This is a genomic window from Polymorphobacter megasporae (assembly GCF_018982885.2).
Classification (GTDB): Bacteria; Pseudomonadota; Alphaproteobacteria; order Sphingomonadales; family Sphingomonadaceae; genus Polymorphobacter_B; species Polymorphobacter_B megasporae.
This window is the reverse complement of record NZ_CP081848.1, coordinates 2,730,524-2,745,741: the sequence shown is the minus strand read 5'-3', so window position 1 is coordinate 2,745,741 and position 15,218 is coordinate 2,730,524. Positions and strand designations below refer to the sequence as shown.

At 67.1% G+C, this 15,218-nt stretch carries 15 protein-coding genes; 11 read left to right on the top strand and 4 right to left on the bottom strand.

Annotated features, from left to right (window positions below; genetic code table 11):
- Positions 1-212: 212 nt before the first annotated feature.
- The gene (locus KTC28_RS12825) at positions 213-3,281 is read left to right on the top strand and encodes a TonB-dependent receptor domain-containing protein (protein ID WP_216707554.1); all 3,069 of its coding nucleotides are present in this window, start codon (positions 213-215) and stop codon (positions 3,279-3,281) included.
- On the opposite strand, the gene tpiA is transcribed toward KTC28_RS12825, so the two are convergent.
- On the bottom strand, positions 3,282-4,031 hold the full coding sequence (tpiA, locus tag KTC28_RS12820) for a triose-phosphate isomerase (protein WP_216707553.1): 750 nt from the start codon (positions 4,029-4,031) through the stop codon (positions 3,282-3,284).
- Positions 4,032-4,102: 71 nt separating this feature from the next.
- Between tpiA and KTC28_RS12815 the strand changes: the two genes are divergently transcribed.
- The 3 genes from KTC28_RS12815 to KTC28_RS12805 are packed head-to-tail and all read left to right on the top strand — an operon-like array spanning position 4,103 to position 7,920.
- Complete coding sequence (locus tag KTC28_RS12815; RefSeq protein WP_216707552.1) at positions 4,103-6,019, top strand: peptidylprolyl isomerase; 1,917 nt, start codon at positions 4,103-4,105, stop codon at positions 6,017-6,019.
- A complete protein-coding gene (locus tag KTC28_RS12810; protein WP_216707551.1) occupies positions 6,019-7,566 on the top strand; it encodes an anthranilate synthase component I family protein in 1,548 nt (515 codons plus the stop codon). Before KTC28_RS12815 ends, KTC28_RS12810 begins: the two co-directional genes overlap by 1 nt.
- Before the next feature lie 15 nt (positions 7,567-7,581).
- A complete protein-coding gene (locus tag KTC28_RS12805; protein WP_216707550.1) occupies positions 7,582-7,920 on the top strand; it encodes a hypothetical protein in 339 nt (112 codons plus the stop codon).
- Between the two features lie 38 nt (positions 7,921-7,958).
- Here the strand turns inward: KTC28_RS12805 and KTC28_RS12800 are convergent, their stop codons facing one another.
- Together KTC28_RS12800 and KTC28_RS12795 are read right to left on the bottom strand one after the other, a co-directional pair.
- The gene (locus tag KTC28_RS12800; RefSeq protein ID WP_216707549.1) at positions 7,959-8,222 is read right to left on the bottom strand and encodes a PIN domain-containing protein; all 264 of its coding nucleotides are present in this window, start codon (positions 8,220-8,222) and stop codon (positions 7,959-7,961) included.
- 55 nt (positions 8,223-8,277) lie between these two features.
- Positions 8,278-8,499: a hypothetical protein gene (locus tag KTC28_RS12795; RefSeq protein WP_216707548.1), complete on the bottom strand. Its 222-nt coding sequence runs from the start codon at positions 8,497-8,499 to the stop codon at positions 8,278-8,280.
- Positions 8,500-8,592: 93 nt separating this feature from the next.
- Here KTC28_RS12795 and KTC28_RS12790 point away from each other — a divergent pair, with 93 nt between their 5' ends.
- Both KTC28_RS12790 and trpD read left to right on the top strand, forming a co-directional pair.
- The gene (locus tag KTC28_RS12790) at positions 8,593-9,207 is read left to right on the top strand and encodes an anthranilate synthase component II (RefSeq protein WP_216707547.1); all 615 of its coding nucleotides are present in this window, start codon (positions 8,593-8,595) and stop codon (positions 9,205-9,207) included.
- A complete protein-coding gene (gene trpD, locus KTC28_RS12785) occupies positions 9,204-10,181 on the top strand; it encodes an anthranilate phosphoribosyltransferase (RefSeq protein ID WP_216707546.1) in 978 nt (325 codons plus the stop codon). The genes KTC28_RS12790 and trpD overlap by 4 nt, the downstream gene beginning before the upstream one ends.
- Positions 10,182-10,190: 9 nt before the next feature.
- Here the strand turns inward: trpD and KTC28_RS12780 are convergent, their stop codons facing one another.
- Positions 10,191-11,021 (bottom strand): alpha/beta fold hydrolase, encoded by an 831-nt coding sequence (locus tag KTC28_RS12780; RefSeq protein ID WP_216707545.1) that lies wholly within the window; start codon positions 11,019-11,021, stop codon positions 10,191-10,193.
- 190 nt (positions 11,022-11,211) lie between these two features.
- Here KTC28_RS12780 and trpC point away from each other — a divergent pair, with 190 nt between their 5' ends.
- The 5 genes from trpC (at position 11,212) to KTC28_RS12755 (ending at position 15,153) form a co-directional block, all read left to right on the top strand.
- Positions 11,212-12,000: an indole-3-glycerol phosphate synthase TrpC gene (gene trpC, locus KTC28_RS12775; protein WP_216708133.1), complete on the top strand. Its 789-nt coding sequence runs from the start codon at positions 11,212-11,214 to the stop codon at positions 11,998-12,000.
- Positions 11,997-12,491, top strand: coding sequence for a cyclic pyranopterin monophosphate synthase MoaC (moaC, locus tag KTC28_RS12770; protein WP_216707544.1), 495 nt, complete (start codon positions 11,997-11,999; stop codon positions 12,489-12,491). Before trpC ends, moaC begins: the two co-directional genes overlap by 4 nt.
- A complete protein-coding gene (locus tag KTC28_RS12765) occupies positions 12,488-13,690 on the top strand; it encodes a molybdopterin molybdotransferase MoeA (protein ID WP_216707543.1) in 1,203 nt (400 codons plus the stop codon). Before moaC ends, KTC28_RS12765 begins: the two co-directional genes overlap by 4 nt.
- Before the next feature lie 35 nt (positions 13,691-13,725).
- On the top strand, positions 13,726-14,409 hold the full coding sequence (lexA, locus tag KTC28_RS12760; protein WP_216707542.1) for a transcriptional repressor LexA: 684 nt from the start codon (positions 13,726-13,728) through the stop codon (positions 14,407-14,409).
- Between the two features lie 450 nt (positions 14,410-14,859).
- Positions 14,860-15,153, top strand: a complete 294-nt coding sequence (locus KTC28_RS12755; protein WP_216707541.1) for a DUF1330 domain-containing protein — start codon at positions 14,860-14,862, stop codon at positions 15,151-15,153.
- Positions 15,154-15,218: the final 65 nt, after the last annotated feature.

Genomic DNA, 15,218 nt, shown 5'->3' with positions numbered 1-15,218 from the left:
CGGCCAAATTGGCAAGATGACCAGCCAGATCGTCAAATGATGCGCGCGGCTCCGGATTGTGCCGCGCCATTAATCCGCGCGCCAACCTAGCCTAAAATTTTGGATCGGCGTGACTTCTGAAGCACATGTGCGCTCGGGTCGCACCTCTCACATATGGCATTTCGATGAACTGGAGATAACAGTTTGGTGTCAGGGATCGAAGGGGCCACTCGATGACGACCAAATTACTTGCCGCCACAAGCATGTTCGCAATGCTGGCGACCACCACCGCAATTGCACAGACCCAGCCGCCGGCAACAGTATCTGCCGACACTGCCGTCGCGCCGAATTCGGGTGTGCCCGTTGGCCCCGCGGCCGACGAGCAGATCGTCGTAACTGGCTCGCGGATCAGGCGCGCGCTGTCCGACACAATCGAGCCGACCCAGATCATCAATTCCCAGCAGATCGAAACACGCGGCTATACCAACATCGGTCAGGCGCTCGCCGAACTTCCGGCAATCGCACCGGGGATCAACGGTTCTGGTGCACAGTCGGCACTGGGGGCCGGGCAGACCTTCGTCGACTTCTTCGGTCTCGGAACCCAGCGGACACTGACGCTGGTCAACGGTCGGCGATTCGTTTCATCGAATACGGCGTCGATCTTCGGTCCAACCGATTCGGGCAGCCAGGTCGATCTCAATACCATTCCGACCAACCTCGTCGAACGGATTGACATCGTCGCGGTCGGCGGCGCCCCGATCTATGGTTCCGATGCGATCTCCGGCACGGTCAACATCGTCCTCAAGCACGACTATCACGGCCTCGAACTCGATGCACAGCAGGGGATCAACAACGCCGGCGACGGCGAGAACCACCGCATCCGCGGACTTGCCGGACTGAACTTCGGCGGGGGTCGCGGCAACATCACGGTGAGCGGCGAGTATAATCAATCGAGCGGCCTGCTCGATACCGACCGTGCCGTCACTGCCGCCCAGACCTTCTTCACGACTCCGCCCGCCGGATCGGCGTTCCAGCAGGTGCTGATCACCAACCGCCGCATCCCGGCGCTGTCGGAACAGGGCATTCCGTACATCTCCGATCTGTTCGCGCTCAGCCCGGCGCAAGTCGCGAGCGGCAACTTTGGGGGGCAACCGACCGTGACCAATGCCGCCGGTCAGGCAGTGCGTTTTTCCCCCGGCGGCGGACTTATTCCGATCGATTTCGGCACCGCGTCCGGCAATTTGATCAACTTCTCCGGTGGCAACGGTTTCAGCCTCGCACCGACGGGCAATCTGTCGACTCCAACGAAGCGGTATCTGGGTAACATCCTCGGCAGCTACCAATTTACCGATGGCGTCCGCGGCTTCTTCGAAGGCTGGTATTCGCGGACGCGGGGCACCAATCTCGTCGCACAGCCGCTCTACAACACCGCCTTGTTCGACGTCGCCGGCGCGCCGAACGGCAATCTGATCATCGACATCAACAATCCGTTTCTTACCGCGGCATCGCGCGCGACGATCGCAGCCGCGCTCCCGGCCGGGCAGACGAGCTTCTACCTGGGCCGGGCGAATACCGATCTCCAGTCGGGCATTGCGACGAGCACGATCGACCTGTTCCGCACCGTCGCCGGGTTGGACGGCAGCTTCCACATTGGCGACCGCGCGTTCACCTGGGAGGTCGTCGGAAACTACGGCCGCAGCGTCTCGAACAGCACGTCGCCGCAGGTCGTCACGCAGAACTTCAACAATGCGGTCGATGCGGTGCTGTCGCCGACCGGGACGATCACCTGCCGCCCCGGCGCGGTCAGCGCGAACATCGCGACGATCAGCCCGACCTGCGCGCCGCTCAACGTCTTCGGGCAGGGCGCAACGAGCCAGGCGGCGCTCAACTATATTCTTGCCAACGCGAGCGCGCGCGAAGTCAACGAGCAGGTCGTCGCGACCGCGTCGGTCACCGGCCAGCCGTTCCAGCTACCCGCAGGCGGTGTTGGACTCGTGCTTGGCTACGAGCACCGCGACGAACGTGCGCGTTTCGAGCCGGGCCAGTATTATTTCGGCGACCCGCAGCCCGACGGCACGCGCAGTGCGTATGGCGCCGGGTCGAACTTCGATCCCATCGCCGGTGGCTTCTATACCAACGAAGGCTTCGGCGAGCTCGAGGTGCCGCTGGTCAGCCACGACATGGGTTGGCGCTTCATCGATACCTTCGAATTGAAGGCGGCAGCGCGCTACGTCCAGAATAGCCAGGCAGGCGGCGACTTCACGTGGACCGGCGGCGGGCGTCTGTCGCCGATCGCGGGACTGACCTTCGTCGGCAACTACACCCGTGCAATCCGCGCGCCCGCGATCACCGAGGCGTTCAATCCGACGAGCCCCAATTTCGTCCTCGCCAACGACCCATGCGACTCGCGTTACATCACGAGCGGCCCCAATCCTGCCCACCGCGCGGCGAATTGCGTCGCCGCCGGGATAAACCAGCCGTTCCAGTCGAACATCGTCGACTTCACCTCGAAGGGGTCGGTGTCAGGAAATCCGAACTTGATGAATGAAAAGGCGAACAGCTGGACGGTGGGCATCCAAGCGCGTCCGAAGTTCATCCCGCGCCTCGCGATCAACGCCGACTGGGTTCATATCGACCTGCAGGATGCGATCGTCAGCCTCGGCGCGCAGGACATTTTCAACGCCTGCTACGACGCCACGAGCTATCCCAATGACTTCTGCGGACGAATCGACCGCGATCCGGCGACGCATCAAGTCACCTTCGTCCGTTCGGGTTATCTCAACGCGGCAAGCCTGAAATACGCGGGGCTGCTCGCGGGGATCGCCTATTCCATCCCGACCCCGTTCCTCGGCGCGACCGGCAAGATCTCGTTGAACGGGCAGTACCAGTATATCGACAAGCTCGAGCGGCGCGCCGGAACCGGGGACATCACGACCGGTGCCGGGACGATCGGCTTCAGCCGCCACAAGGCGACCGCTGATATCGACTACAGCAGCGACGCGCTCGGCCTGCAGCTCCAGGCACAGTATATCGGGCCAGCGGTGTTCAATGCCGACGAGAAGCCCGGCGTCCGCGACGTTCCCGGGGTCGGCGGCATCGTCTTCGTCAATGCATCGGCGGCGTTCAACGTCAGCAAGACGTACATCTTCCGCATCTCGGTCGACAATCTGTTCCAGCAGCGCCCGCCGTACCCGGCGCTCGCCGACCCCGGCGTCGCGGGCTTCGGCGGCGGTGCCGAGCGGACGTATTACGAGGGCATCATCGGGCGCTCGTACCGCGTCTCAGCAACGGTCCGCCTCTGATCAGCGCACCGCCGCGCGGACAATGGCGAGGAAGTCGGCGGCGGTCAGGCTCGCGCCGCCGACAAGTGCACCGTCAACATTGTCGACATGAAGAAGCTCGGTGGCGTTCGATGGCTTGACCGAGCCGCCGTACAGGACAGGCGTCGCCGCGCCGGCATCGCCGTAGCGTGCGATCAGATCGGATCGGATCGCAGCGTGAACTTCGGCGATCTGAAGTGCGGTCGGGGTGCGCCCGGTGCCGATCGCCCAGACCGGCTCGTATGCGACCGCAAGCCGCGTCGCGTTCGCCGGCAGCGAGCCGTCGAGCTGGCCGGCGATCACGCTCAGCGCATCGCCCGCATCGCGCTCGGCCTCGGTCTCGCCGACGCAGACAACCGCGGTCAGCCCGGCGGCGACGACCGCTTCGGCCTTGGCGCGGACGTCGGGGTTGGTCTCGCCGCAATCGGCGCGGCGCTCGCTGTGCCCGACGATGACGAGCTTCGCCCCCGCGTCGGCGAGCATCTCGACCGACACGCTCCCGGTGAATGCGCCCGCGGGTTCGGCATGGACGTCCTGCGCGCCGACGATCAACGGCCCCTCTCCCGCCGCAACCCGCGCGCGGTCGATCAAGGTCGCGGGCGGGCAGACCGCAACGGTGAGGTTCGGCGGCAAATCGCGCGCGGCGTCGGCCATCGCAGCGATCTCGGCAAGCGCCGCGGCGGTGCCGTTCATCTTCCAGTTGCCGGCGATCAGCTTGCGGGGCGTATCCATGCCGCTGCCTAGCAACGCGGCGCGGCGCTGTCACTTGCCGCCGCGCTCTATCCTGCTTATGCGCCGACGCCATGATCAGCCTGTTTCGCAAATATCTGACGTCGTGGTTCGCGCTGGGGATTCTCGGCCTCGTGCTGGTGGCCTTCGCCTTCACCGGGGTCGGCAACACCTCTTTCGGCGGCGCGACATCGAGCGGCGTCGCCACCGTCGGCGGGCAGAATATCAGCGAGGCGAAGCTGCTGACCGAATTCGACCGCGCGATGCGCCGTGCCCGCCAGCAAGACCCCAAGCTCGACGTTCGCGCCGCTGCCCGCCAAGGCGCAGTCGGCGACGTCTACGAACAGCTCATCGCCACCACCGCGCTTGAGAAGTTCGGCGCGAACAGCGGCATCGCGATCAGCGATCGCGCGATCGACGGCGAGATCGCCAGCGTCGATGCCTTCCGCGTCAACGGTAAGTTCGATCAGGCGACGTACAAGAATTTGCTCGCCGCGCAGCGGCTGAGCGAGCGCGACCTCCGCGACGGCCTCCACGGCGACCTGATCCGCAAGCAGCTCGTTACCCCGGTGATCGCCGCGACGCAGGTGCCGCGGTCGATGGCCGCGCCGTATGCAGCGCTGCTGCTCGAACGCCGAACTGGGAGCGTCGCGATTATCCCGACGACCGCGATGCCGGTTCCTCTCGCGCCGACCGACGCGCAGTTGACGAGTTATTACGCGAGCCACGCCGCGCAATACACCGTCCCCGAGCGCCGCGGCTTCCGCTTCGCCAGCCTCGACCGCGACAAGATTGCCGCGGGCGTCGAGGTCACCGATGCGCAAATCAAGAAATATTACGACGACAATCAAGAGACATATGGCGGCGCCGAGCAGCGCAAGCTGGCGCAGGTCGTCGTGCCTGAGGAAGCCAAGGCAAACGCGCTCGCCGCTGCGGTCAAGGGCGGGCAGACCTTCGCCACTGCCGCTGCCGCCGCCGGGTTCGCCGCCGCCGACACCGACATCGGCCAGCAAACCAAGGCCAAGTTCGCCGCTGCAACTAGCTCTGCAGTCGCCGACGCCGCCTTCGCCGTGCCCGCCAAGGGCATCACCGCTCCGGTCAAGTCGCCGTTCGGCTGGCACGTCGTCGAGACCGTCGCGATCATCCCCGCGCAAAGCCGCAGCCTTGCCGACGCGCGCGCCGAGATCGTCGCCAAGCTCAAGTCCGACCGCACCGACCAGCTGCTCGCCGATACCGTCGGCAAGATCGAGGATGCCTTATCGTCGAGGACGAGCTTTGCCGACGTCGCCAAACAATATGGCCTGGCGATCGTCGCGGTGCCGCCGGTAGTGCGGACCGGGACCAACCCTGCCGATCCCGCTTACACCGTCCCGCCCGCCGCCGCGCCGCTGGTAGCCAAGGCGTTCGACGCCGACCCGGCCGATGGGGCGTCGCTCGCCCAGCTCGGCAAGGCGCAGTTCGCCATCCTCGAGCTTGGCGACATCGTGCCGCCGTCGCCGGTGCCGCTCGCAAAGGTCCGTGCCGCTGTCACCGCCGCGTGGATCGACGACGCTCGGATGCGTTCGGCCAAGGCGGTCGCGGACGCGGTCATCGCGGAGGTCGCTGGCGGCAAGGCATTCGACGCCGCGCTCGCCGCGCACAAGCTCCCCGCCGCGCGCCCGCTCAATGGCCGCCGAATCGACCTGTCGAACCAGCAGCAGGTGCCACCGCCGGTCCAGGCGTTCCTCCTCCTTGGAGCGGGCAAGAGCCGCGCGATTCCGGCGGGCGCGCAGGGATACTGGGTCGTCCACGTCGACACCGTCACACCGGGCGACGTCGCCGCCGCCCCGCAGCTCGTCGACAGCGCGCGCGCGCAGTTTGCCCAATCGACCGGCGACGAAATCGGTGCCGCTTTCGCGCAATCGGTCGAGGCCGAGCTTGGTGTCCGCCGCAACGCCGCCGGGCTCGCTGCCGCGACGACGCGGATCGTCGGTACGGCTCCCGCGCAATAATGGCCGAGGTCGCGCAGGACGCGGCAACGGCGCTAACCGCCGTCCAGCCGAGCGCAGCGGCGTTCGCCGAAATCTATGCCGCCGGCCGTCCGCAGATGGTCTGGCGCAAGATCATCGCCGACACCGAGACACCGGTGTCGGCGATGCTCAAGCTCGGCACGCCCGGGAGCGGCGCGTTCCTCCTCGAATCGGTCGAGGGCGGCGCGGTGCGCGGGCGCCACTCGCTGCTCGGCTTCGACCCCGATCTCGTGTGGCGCGCGACTGGCGATGCGTGCGAGGTCAACCGCCACTGGCGCACCGACCGCGCCGCCTTCGAGTCGTGCCCGGGTGGCACGCTGAGCGAACTCCGCGCGCTCGTCGCTGTGAGCCGGATGGAAGTGCCCGCGGGGATGCCGCGCGCGCTGTCGACGTTGGTCGGCTACATGGGCTATGAAACCGTGCGCCTCTCCGAGCGCCTGCCGGAACCGAAGGCCGACCCGATCGGCGTCCCCGACCTGCTATTCGTCCGCCCGACATTGCTGCTCGTGTTCGACCGGTTGAAGGACGAGCTGTTCCTCGTCGCCCCGGTCTTCCCGACCGACGCCACCGCCGCCCACGCTTATGCCGCCGCTGTCGAGACGATCGACACCGCGCAGGCCAAGCTCGCCCAGCCGGTTCCCGCCGCCGCGCGCGCCCCCGCAGACCTTCCCGCAGCGACCCCGACCGCGATCCTCCCGCCCGGGCACTACGCCGAGATGGTCGGCGCGGCGCAGGAGCTGATTGCGGCGGGCGACATCTTCCAGGTCGTGCTGGCGCAGCGCTTCACCCTCGATTTCCCGCTGCCGCCGTTCGACCTGTATCGCGCACTGCGTCGGATCAACCCGTCGCCGTTCCTCTATTTCCTCGATCTGCCCGGCTTCGCGCTGATCGGCTCGAGCCCCGAAATCCTCGTCCGCGTCCGCGACGGCGAGGTCACCATCCGCCCGATCGCGGGCACCCGCCCGCGCGGCCGCGACGCGGTCGACGACGCCCGGCTGCGCGACGAACTCCTCGCCGACCCGAAGGAACTTGCCGAACATTTGATGCTCCTCGACCTCGGCCGCAACGACGTCGGCCGGGTCGCCGCGCCGGGCAGCGTCGTCGTCACCGGCCGCTACGGCGTCGAGATGTACAGCCACGTCATGCACATCGTCTCGAACGTCCGCGGCACCCTCGACTCGAAGCACGACGCGATCGACGCTTTGCTCGCAGGCTTTCCCGCCGGCACCGTCAGCGGCGCGCCGAAGGTCCGCGCGATGGAGGTGATCCACGACCTCGAAGCCGAAAAGCGCGGACCGTACGCTGGCGGCGTCGGCTATTTCAGCCCCGACGGCGCAATGGACAGCTGCATCGTGCTGCGCACCGCGGTGGTCAAGGACGGCGTGATCCACGTCCAGGCGGGCGCCGGCATCGTCGCCGACAGCGTCCCAGCCAGCGAGGATGCCGAGTGCCGGGCGAAAGCGGGCGCATTGTTCGCGGCGGCGCGCGAGGCGCTGGCGCGGGCGAGCGAGGCGGGGTTCGGCCAGTGACGCGGCGGGCGTGACGTGGCGCCGGGCGGGGTCGACGACGATCGCCGTGCCGCGATCCGCGGATTGCTCGACACCATAGTCACGCGGCTCGTCACTCGCGCCGCGACCAAGCATTGGCCGATCCGCGCCGACCATTGTTTCCTGCGGATCGCCTACGACGCCGCCGCCGATGGCAAGTGGGACACTCTATATGCGCGCCCGGCGTGGCGGTCGTTACCCCTCGACCGGCTCGGTGCGGCGGTCGATGTGCTCGGCGCGATCGAGCGCGACGGACTGCCTGCGCTCGTCCGGCTCAATGCCGCGAGCCTCACGGTCCGCCGCGCCGCACGCGCCGGTCACGCCTTGGGCAAGTAATTTACCCCGTCGATGACCGCGAAATCGGCATCCTGCGTCTATAAGGTCGCGTCGAACCGGCGCGCAGTAGCAAGGAGGATACTGTCGGCCGTCGGCAGACGGTAGGAGGCGGATAATTGCGCCGCCATCGTCGGCAGATCGGGGGTCACGTCGACAACCCTCGCCAACATCATCGCCGCGACTGCTCGGGTGGCGCTGGTCGCGTCGCGAACGCGCGCGAAGTCACGGTACACCTCATAGATGCAGATCGATGGCACGATCCGGTCTTCGCTCGCGACGATCGCCGGGAGGGAACGTTGCACTGCCGCCTAAGACGAAATATTCGATCCAATCACTGAATCGACGACCGCCGCCAAGTCAAAATTCGCGTTCAGCTTTCTCGCGGACGAAAGGCTTGTCGCACGGCCCGAGGAACTCTCGAGCGTCTTCCAGCGACATGATCGGCACGAGTTGAATGACGCCGCCGACGTTGAGCGCCTGAAGCTTCTGACCCGGGCGAAATTTTATGTCCTCGCGTATCTTACGCGGGATCACGACCGGGAACTTCGGGGAGATCGATACCGTGTTGATCCAACTCATCCTCGATCGATCAGAAATTTGTAGCACACCATGTTTGCCGAAGCGGCAATCTCCTTGGATGACGCCGCCACACACCCGGTGTAAGTCCGCCCCATGATCCTCGTCATCGATAACTACGACAGCTTCACCTACAACCTCGTCCACTACCTCCTCGAGCTTGGGGCGGCAGTCGAGGTGGTGCGCAACGACGCGGTCAGCGCCGCGCAGGCACTCGCGCTCCGTCCGCAGGCGATCGTGCTGTCGCCGGGGCCGTGTGCTCCCGCGCAGGCCGGGGTTTGCCTCGACCTGATCGCGGCAGCGGCGGATGCCGGGACGCCGTTGCTTGGGGTTTGCCTCGGGCATCAGGCGATCGGCGAGGCGTTCGGCGGGCGGGTTATCCGCGCGGCGCAGTTGATGCACGGCAAGACGTCGGAGGTGGTCCACGACGGCAGCGGCGTCTTCGCCTCCCTGCCCTCGCCGTTCGTTGCGACGCGCTACCACTCGCTGATCGTCGAGGCGGCGACGCTGCCTGAGGTGCTGATCGCCAACGCGCACGTCGTTGTTGATGGAGCGGCCGCCGCGACGATCATGGGCCTGCGCCATCGGACGCTGCCGATCCACGGCGTCCAATTCCACCCCGAGAGCATCGCCAGCGAGCATGGCCACGCGCTCCTCGCCAATTTCCTCGCGCTCGCGGGCGTCCCGACCATCACCCGCGCCGCGGCGTGATCCGGCTTCCCGACGCGCGGGCACCGCTGGCGGCGGACGAGGCGGCGAGCGCATTCGCGCTGCTGTTCGACGGCGGCCCCGACTTCGACGAGGCGCGGCGCTTCCTCACCGACATGGCGGCGCGCGACGAGACGAGCATCGAGATCGCCGCCGCGGCGCAGGCGATGCGCGACCGGATGATCACGGTCAAAGCCCCCCCTGGCGCGATCGACGTCTGCGGCACCGGTGGTGACGGCAGCCACTCGCTCAACGTCTCGACCGCGGTCGCGATCGTCGTCGCGGCGGCGGGGGTGCCGGTCGCCAAGCACGGCAACCGCGCCGCCTCGTCGCAGGCCGGTGCCGCCGACACGCTCGAGGCGCTGGGCCTCGACCTCGACCGCGCATCCGCCGCCGCCGAGCAGACACTCGACCGGCTTGGCATCGCCTTCCTGTTCGCGCAGGCGCACCACCCCGCACTTGTCAAGCTCGCGCCGGTCCGCCGCGCGATCGGACGACGCACGGTGCTCAACCTGACCGGCCCCGCCGCCAACCCGGCGCGCGTCGGTCGCCAACTGATCGGCGTCGCCCGCCCGGGCTTCCTCGGCATTTTCGCGGGCGCGATCGAGATCCTCGGCACCGATGCAACCTTGCTCGTCGCGGGTGACGAACCGCTCGACGAACTGTCCGTCGACGGCCCGAGCACAGTGTTATGGGTCGGCGGAGCGAGCGAGCGCGTCACCCCCGAGACAGCCGGCCTGCCCCACCACCCGCTATCGGCACTGCGCGGAGGCAGCGCCGCCTACAATGCCGCCGCGCTGACCCGGCTGCTTGGCGGTGAGGCGGGGGCGTACCGCGACGCAGTGTTGTTCAACGCCAGCGCTGCACTCCGAGTCGCGGGCGTGGCTGATGACTGGCGCACCGGGGTCGAGCAGGCAACAGCCGCGATCGACAGCGGAGCAGCAGCGCGGCTGCTTGCGGCGTGGATCGCGGCCTGAGCAGCGCTTCTACCCGCGGATGAACGCAAGCAGGTCGGCGTTGATGATGTCGGCGTGCGTCGTGTGCATCCCGTGCGGCATGCCGTCGTAGCTCTTGAACGTCCCGTGCTTGAGCAACGCCGCCGCCTTCGGCCCGGCGTCGGCGTAGGGGACGATCTGGTCGTCGGTGCTGTGCATGACGAGAACCGGCACGTCGATCGACTTCAAATCCTCGGTGAAGTCGGTCTCGGAGAACGCCTTGACGCCGTCGTAATGCGCCTTGATGCTCCCCATCATCCCCTGCCGCCACCAATTGTCGATGACGCCCTGGCTGGGGGTCGCGCCGGGGCGGTTGTAGCCGAAGAACGGGCCGGCCGGAATATCGACGTACAGCTGCGCGCGGATGGCGGCGGTGCCGTTGCGGAAGCCGTCGAACACCTCCATCGGCGTGCCTTCGGGGTTGGCCTCGGTCTTGAGCATCAGCGGCGGCACCGCGCTGATGATCGCCGCCTTCGACACGCGGCCCGGCGCGGCGCGCGCGACGTAGCGGACGACCTCGCCGCCGCCGGTCGAGTGGCCGATGTGGACCGCGTCGTGCAAGTCGAGCGCGTCGGCAACCGCGGCGGAGTCGGCGGCATAATGGTCCATGTCGTGGCCATCGCTAACCTGCGCCGAGCGGCCGTGGCCGCGGCGATCGTGCGCGACGACGCGGAAGCCGTGGCCGAGGAAGAACATCATCTGGTTGTCCCAGTCGTCTGAACTCAGCGGCCAGCCGTGGTGGAAGGCGATGACCGGCGCGTCTTTCGGACCCCAATCCTTGTAGAAGATTGCAGTGCCGTCGGTGGTGGTGATCGTCGTCATCATCGTCTCCCTCGGTCGTGTGCGGGCCCCCCCGCAGGCGAATCACTCGGACTAACGTACCACATGGTACCATCGTTCGGTGAAGGTTCTGCGGCAGTCTCGGGCAAGGCACCAATCGACGTCGCCGCTCGGATGAGGCGAAGCGTCCACCATGCTTCCGTGGCGCGCCGGTCCGTTCTACACACGCGTCATGTCCGATATCCTTGCCCGCATCTGCGCCACGACGCGCACCGAAGTCGCCCGCCGCAAGGCGCTGGCGTCGTTCGCCGATCTCGACCGCGCCGCCGCCGCGCAGACCGCGCCACGCGGCTTCCGCGCCGCGCTCGACCGAACCGCCGCGACCGGCTTTGCGCTGATCGCCGAGGTCAAGAAGGCATCGCCGTCGAAGGGCGTCATCCGCGGCGACTTCGACCCTGCCGCGCACGCCCGCGCCTATCAAGCCGGGGGTGCCGCTTGCCTGTCGGTGCTGACCGACGCGCCTTATTTCCAGGGACACGACGACTATCTCGTCGCCGCCCGCGCCGCGTGCACCCTTCCCGTCCTGCGCAAGGACTTCATGCTCGACCCGTGGCAGGTCGCCGAAGCGCGGAGCATCGGCGCCGACGCGATCCTCATCATCGTCGCCGCGCTCGACGACAATGCGATGGCCGAGATCGAGGCGGCGGCGCTCGAGCGCGGAATGGACGTGCTCGTCGAGGTCCACGACGACGCCGAACTCGACCGTGCGCTTGGACTGCGGAGTCGCCTGATCGGGGTCAATAACCGCGACCTGCGCGACTTCTCGGTCGACTTCGCGCGAACCTACGAGCTTGTGGGGCGCATCCCGCCGGGGGCCACCGTCGTCGCCGAGAGCGGGCTGACCGGCCCCGCTGACCTCGCCGCAATGGCCGCACACGGCGTCCGCGCCTTCCTCGTCGGCGAGAGCCTGATGCGCTGCCCCGACATCGAGGCGGCGACCCGCACCCTGCTCGCCGCATGACGCTGACGCATCTCAACCCCGCCGGCGAGGCGCGGATGGTCGACGTCTCGGGCAAGGCCGTTACCGGGCGCATCGCCGTCGCCGAGGGAACGATCAGGATTGCCCACACCGCCCTCGCCGCGATCCGCTCCGCAAGCCTCGCCAAGGGCGACGTTATCGCCGTCTCGCGCGTCGCCGGGATCATGGCGGCGAAGCGCACCGCCGAGCTGATTCCGCTATGCCATCCCTTGCCGATCAGCGGGATGGAGGTCGACCTTGTCATCGAGGATAAGGGCATCCGCGCCACCGCGACGGTCCGCACGACACACAATACCGGGGTCGAGATGGAGGCGCTGACCGCGGTCTCGGTCGCGCTGCTGACTGTCTACGACATGGCGAAGAGCATGGACCGCGGCATGACGATCGGCGGCATCCGCCTGCTCGCCAAGCGCGGCGGCAAGTCGGGTGACTGGAGCGCCCGCGTCGACGGCGACACGGATACCGCCGAGTGAAGCCGTTGCTTGGCGTCGACGAGGCGCAGGCGCGGCTGCTCAATGGGGTCGTTCCCCTCCCCGCCGAAACCGTTCCCTTCGCCGCCGCGCTGGGCCGCATTCTCGCCGCCGACGTCGTCGCCAAGCTCACCCAGCCGCCGTTCGCCGCGTCGGCGATGGACGGCTACGCGATTCGCTGGGCCGACCGCGCCGGGCCGTGGCGGCTGACCGGCGAGAGCGCGGCGGGGCGCAGCTTTGCGGGCCATGTCGGTCCCGGTGAGACCGTCCGCATCCTCACCGGCGCGCCGCTGCCCGCCGGGGCCGACACCGTCGTTGTCCAGGAGGACGTGGCGCGCGATGGTGACATCGTCACTCTAACCGGCGACGGGCCGCCGCGCGAGGGCGCGCACATCCGTCGCGCAGGATTAGATTTCGCCGCCGGACAGTCGGTTGCGGCAGCGGGATCACGTGTCACCCCGGCGCGGATCGGCGTCGCTGCCGCCGCCGGATACGCCGCCCTCCCCGTCCACCGCCGCCCGCGCGTCGCGATCCTCGCCACCGGCGATGAGCTCGTAACGCCCGGGGTCGCGCCGGGGCCGAGCCAGATCGTCAGCTCGAACGGCGTCATGCTCACCGCGCTACTCGGCAAATACGCCGATGTCATCGACGGCGGCATCGTCGCCGACACACGCGAGGCGCTGACCGCCGCGATCGCGGCGCAGGCCGACGCCGACGTCCTCGTTACGATCGGCGGCGCGTCGGTCGGCGACCACGACCTAGTCCAGCCGGTCCTCCGCGAGATGGGCGCGACGATCGACTTCTGGCGGATAGCGCTCCGGCCCGGCAAGCCGATGCTCGCCGGGATGCTTGGCGCGACCCGCGTCGTCGGGCTGCCGGGTAACCCAGTGTCGGCGTTCGTCTGCGCAACGCTATTTGTCGTGCCGTTGCTCCGCGCGCTCGGTGGCGACCTCTATCCCCTGCCGGGCAGCGTCCCCGCCCGGCTCGGCGTCGACCTCGAAGCCAACGGGCCCCGCCGCGACTATCTCCGCGCCCGGCTGATCGATGGCGTCGTTGCACCCGCGTCGGCACAGGACAGCGCGATGCTCCGCGTCCTCGCCGACAGCAATGTCCTGATCGTCCGCGAACCGTATGCCGAAGCAACCAAATCGGGTGCGATGGTGGACTGCATCATGCTTGACACCATATCTAGTGTTGCCTAAACGTTCTGCATCGGTTCCTGGGATGGAGAACGACAGTGCTCACGCGCAAGCAACATGACCTGCTGACATTTATCAACGGGCGCTTGAACGAGAGTGGTGTGTCGCCGTCGTTCGAGGAGATGAAGGAGGCGCTGGCGCTCAAGTCGAAGTCGGGGGTTCACCGCCTGATCAACGCGCTCGAGGAACGCGCCTTCATCCGCCGCCTGCCGAACCGCGCGCGTGCCCTAGAAGTGCTGCGCATGCCCGATGCGGTCCAGCGCGCTGTAAGTGCGCCCAAGGGCGAGGTCGTCCACGCCGACTTCCGCAAGCGGGTGGCACCGGTGGCCCCGGCGAACGATATCGTCACGCTCGCACTTCATGGCCGGATTGCCGCCGGGCAACCGATCGAAGCGTTCGAGGACGACCGGTTGCTGTCGGTTCCGGCAGCGCTGCTCGGGCCGGGGGATCACTATGCGCTCGAAGTATCGGGGGACTCGATGGTCGATGCGGGTATCCTAGACGGCGATTACGCACTGGTCCGTCGCTGCGACACCGCCCGCGATGGCGACATTGTCGTTGCGCTGGTCGACGGCAACGACGCGACGCTCAAGATCCTGAAGCATGCCAAGGGTATGGTCGAGCTCGAACCGGCGAACACGATGTATTCGACCCAGCGCTATCTGCCGTCGCGGGTGCGCGTACAGGGCAAGCTTGCGGGACTGTTGCGCCGATACGCCTGACGAAGATCGACCTCGCGATCCGGCGTTTAGCGGGCTGACATTTGTTGTCGGCGTTCCCGGCGGTTTGTCTCTAGCAGTTCGAGCAATCGCGGCAGAATTATCGACTTTAGGAAGAATTAATCCGCCTCTGTAAGCTAGAACTTACGATGGGTCACATCGCGGCGTCCAGGCTGATGGCATAGTCCGCCGTGATGGTGGCTAGTCGCGGCGACGCAGGACCGAAGCGAATGACGCCGCTGAAACTTCATGCCGCAATGTACGAAATCTGAATGCTGGCGATCGATTAGGCGAAGGCATACTGGCCAGCGCTGACCTCACCATCGCTAAATGCGACGGTCGAAATGCACGCCTAAATCTCATTCCTCAAATATCGCATATCAGCAATGCGGCGATATCCACTTTGGATAGTTAGAATCGTCGACAGATGCGAGTTGCAACGAGGGGTGCGCAATGGCCGAGTTTGTTCTGGTGACGATCAAGGTCCACGACATGTCATGGGTAGAGAATTACGCAGCGAACGTACCGGCGATTATCCGTAAGCACGGTGGCGCGTACTTCGCGGTGTCGGAAAGCATTCGGCGGTTCGAAGGTGACGGGCCGGATCTCGACTCGATCGTTTTGCTGACATTTCCCTCACGAGCCGCGACCGAGGACTTTATTTCGGACCCGGATTATGCGCCTTACAAGGCCGCACGGCTTGCGGCGACCTCGGGCGATATGTTCGCGTTCACATCACATGGTTGACCACGAACACGAGCTATAGCTGGACGCTACGCGTGCATCGTTCGCGAAGCCGGCAGTCGAGCAAT

What these genes read in the sequence shown, in the direction of transcription:
- KTC28_RS12825 (WP_216707554.1), top strand. Translation starts at nt 213, where the DNA reads ATGACGACCAAATTACTTGCCGCCACAAGCATGTTCGCAATGCTGGCG.
- tpiA (WP_216707553.1), bottom strand. Translation starts at nt 4,031, where the DNA reads ATGGATACGCCCCGCAAGCTGATCGCCGGCAACTGGAAGATGAACGGC.
- KTC28_RS12815 (WP_216707552.1), top strand. Translation starts at nt 4,103, where the DNA reads ATGATCAGCCTGTTTCGCAAATATCTGACGTCGTGGTTCGCGCTGGGG.
- KTC28_RS12810 (WP_216707551.1), top strand. Translation starts at nt 6,019, where the DNA reads ATGGCCGAGGTCGCGCAGGACGCGGCAACGGCGCTAACCGCCGTCCAG.
- KTC28_RS12795 (WP_216707548.1), bottom strand. Translation starts at nt 8,499, where the DNA reads ATGAGTTGGATCAACACGGTATCGATCTCCCCGAAGTTCCCGGTCGTG.
- KTC28_RS12790 (WP_216707547.1), top strand. Translation starts at nt 8,593, where the DNA reads ATGATCCTCGTCATCGATAACTACGACAGCTTCACCTACAACCTCGTC.
- KTC28_RS12780 (WP_216707545.1), bottom strand. Translation starts at nt 11,021, where the DNA reads ATGACGACGATCACCACCACCGACGGCACTGCAATCTTCTACAAGGAT.
- trpC (WP_216708133.1), top strand. Translation starts at nt 11,212, where the DNA reads ATGTCCGATATCCTTGCCCGCATCTGCGCCACGACGCGCACCGAAGTC.
- moaC (WP_216707544.1), top strand. Translation starts at nt 11,997, where the DNA reads ATGACGCTGACGCATCTCAACCCCGCCGGCGAGGCGCGGATGGTCGAC.
- KTC28_RS12755 (WP_216707541.1), top strand. Translation starts at nt 14,860, where the DNA reads ATGGCCGAGTTTGTTCTGGTGACGATCAAGGTCCACGACATGTCATGG.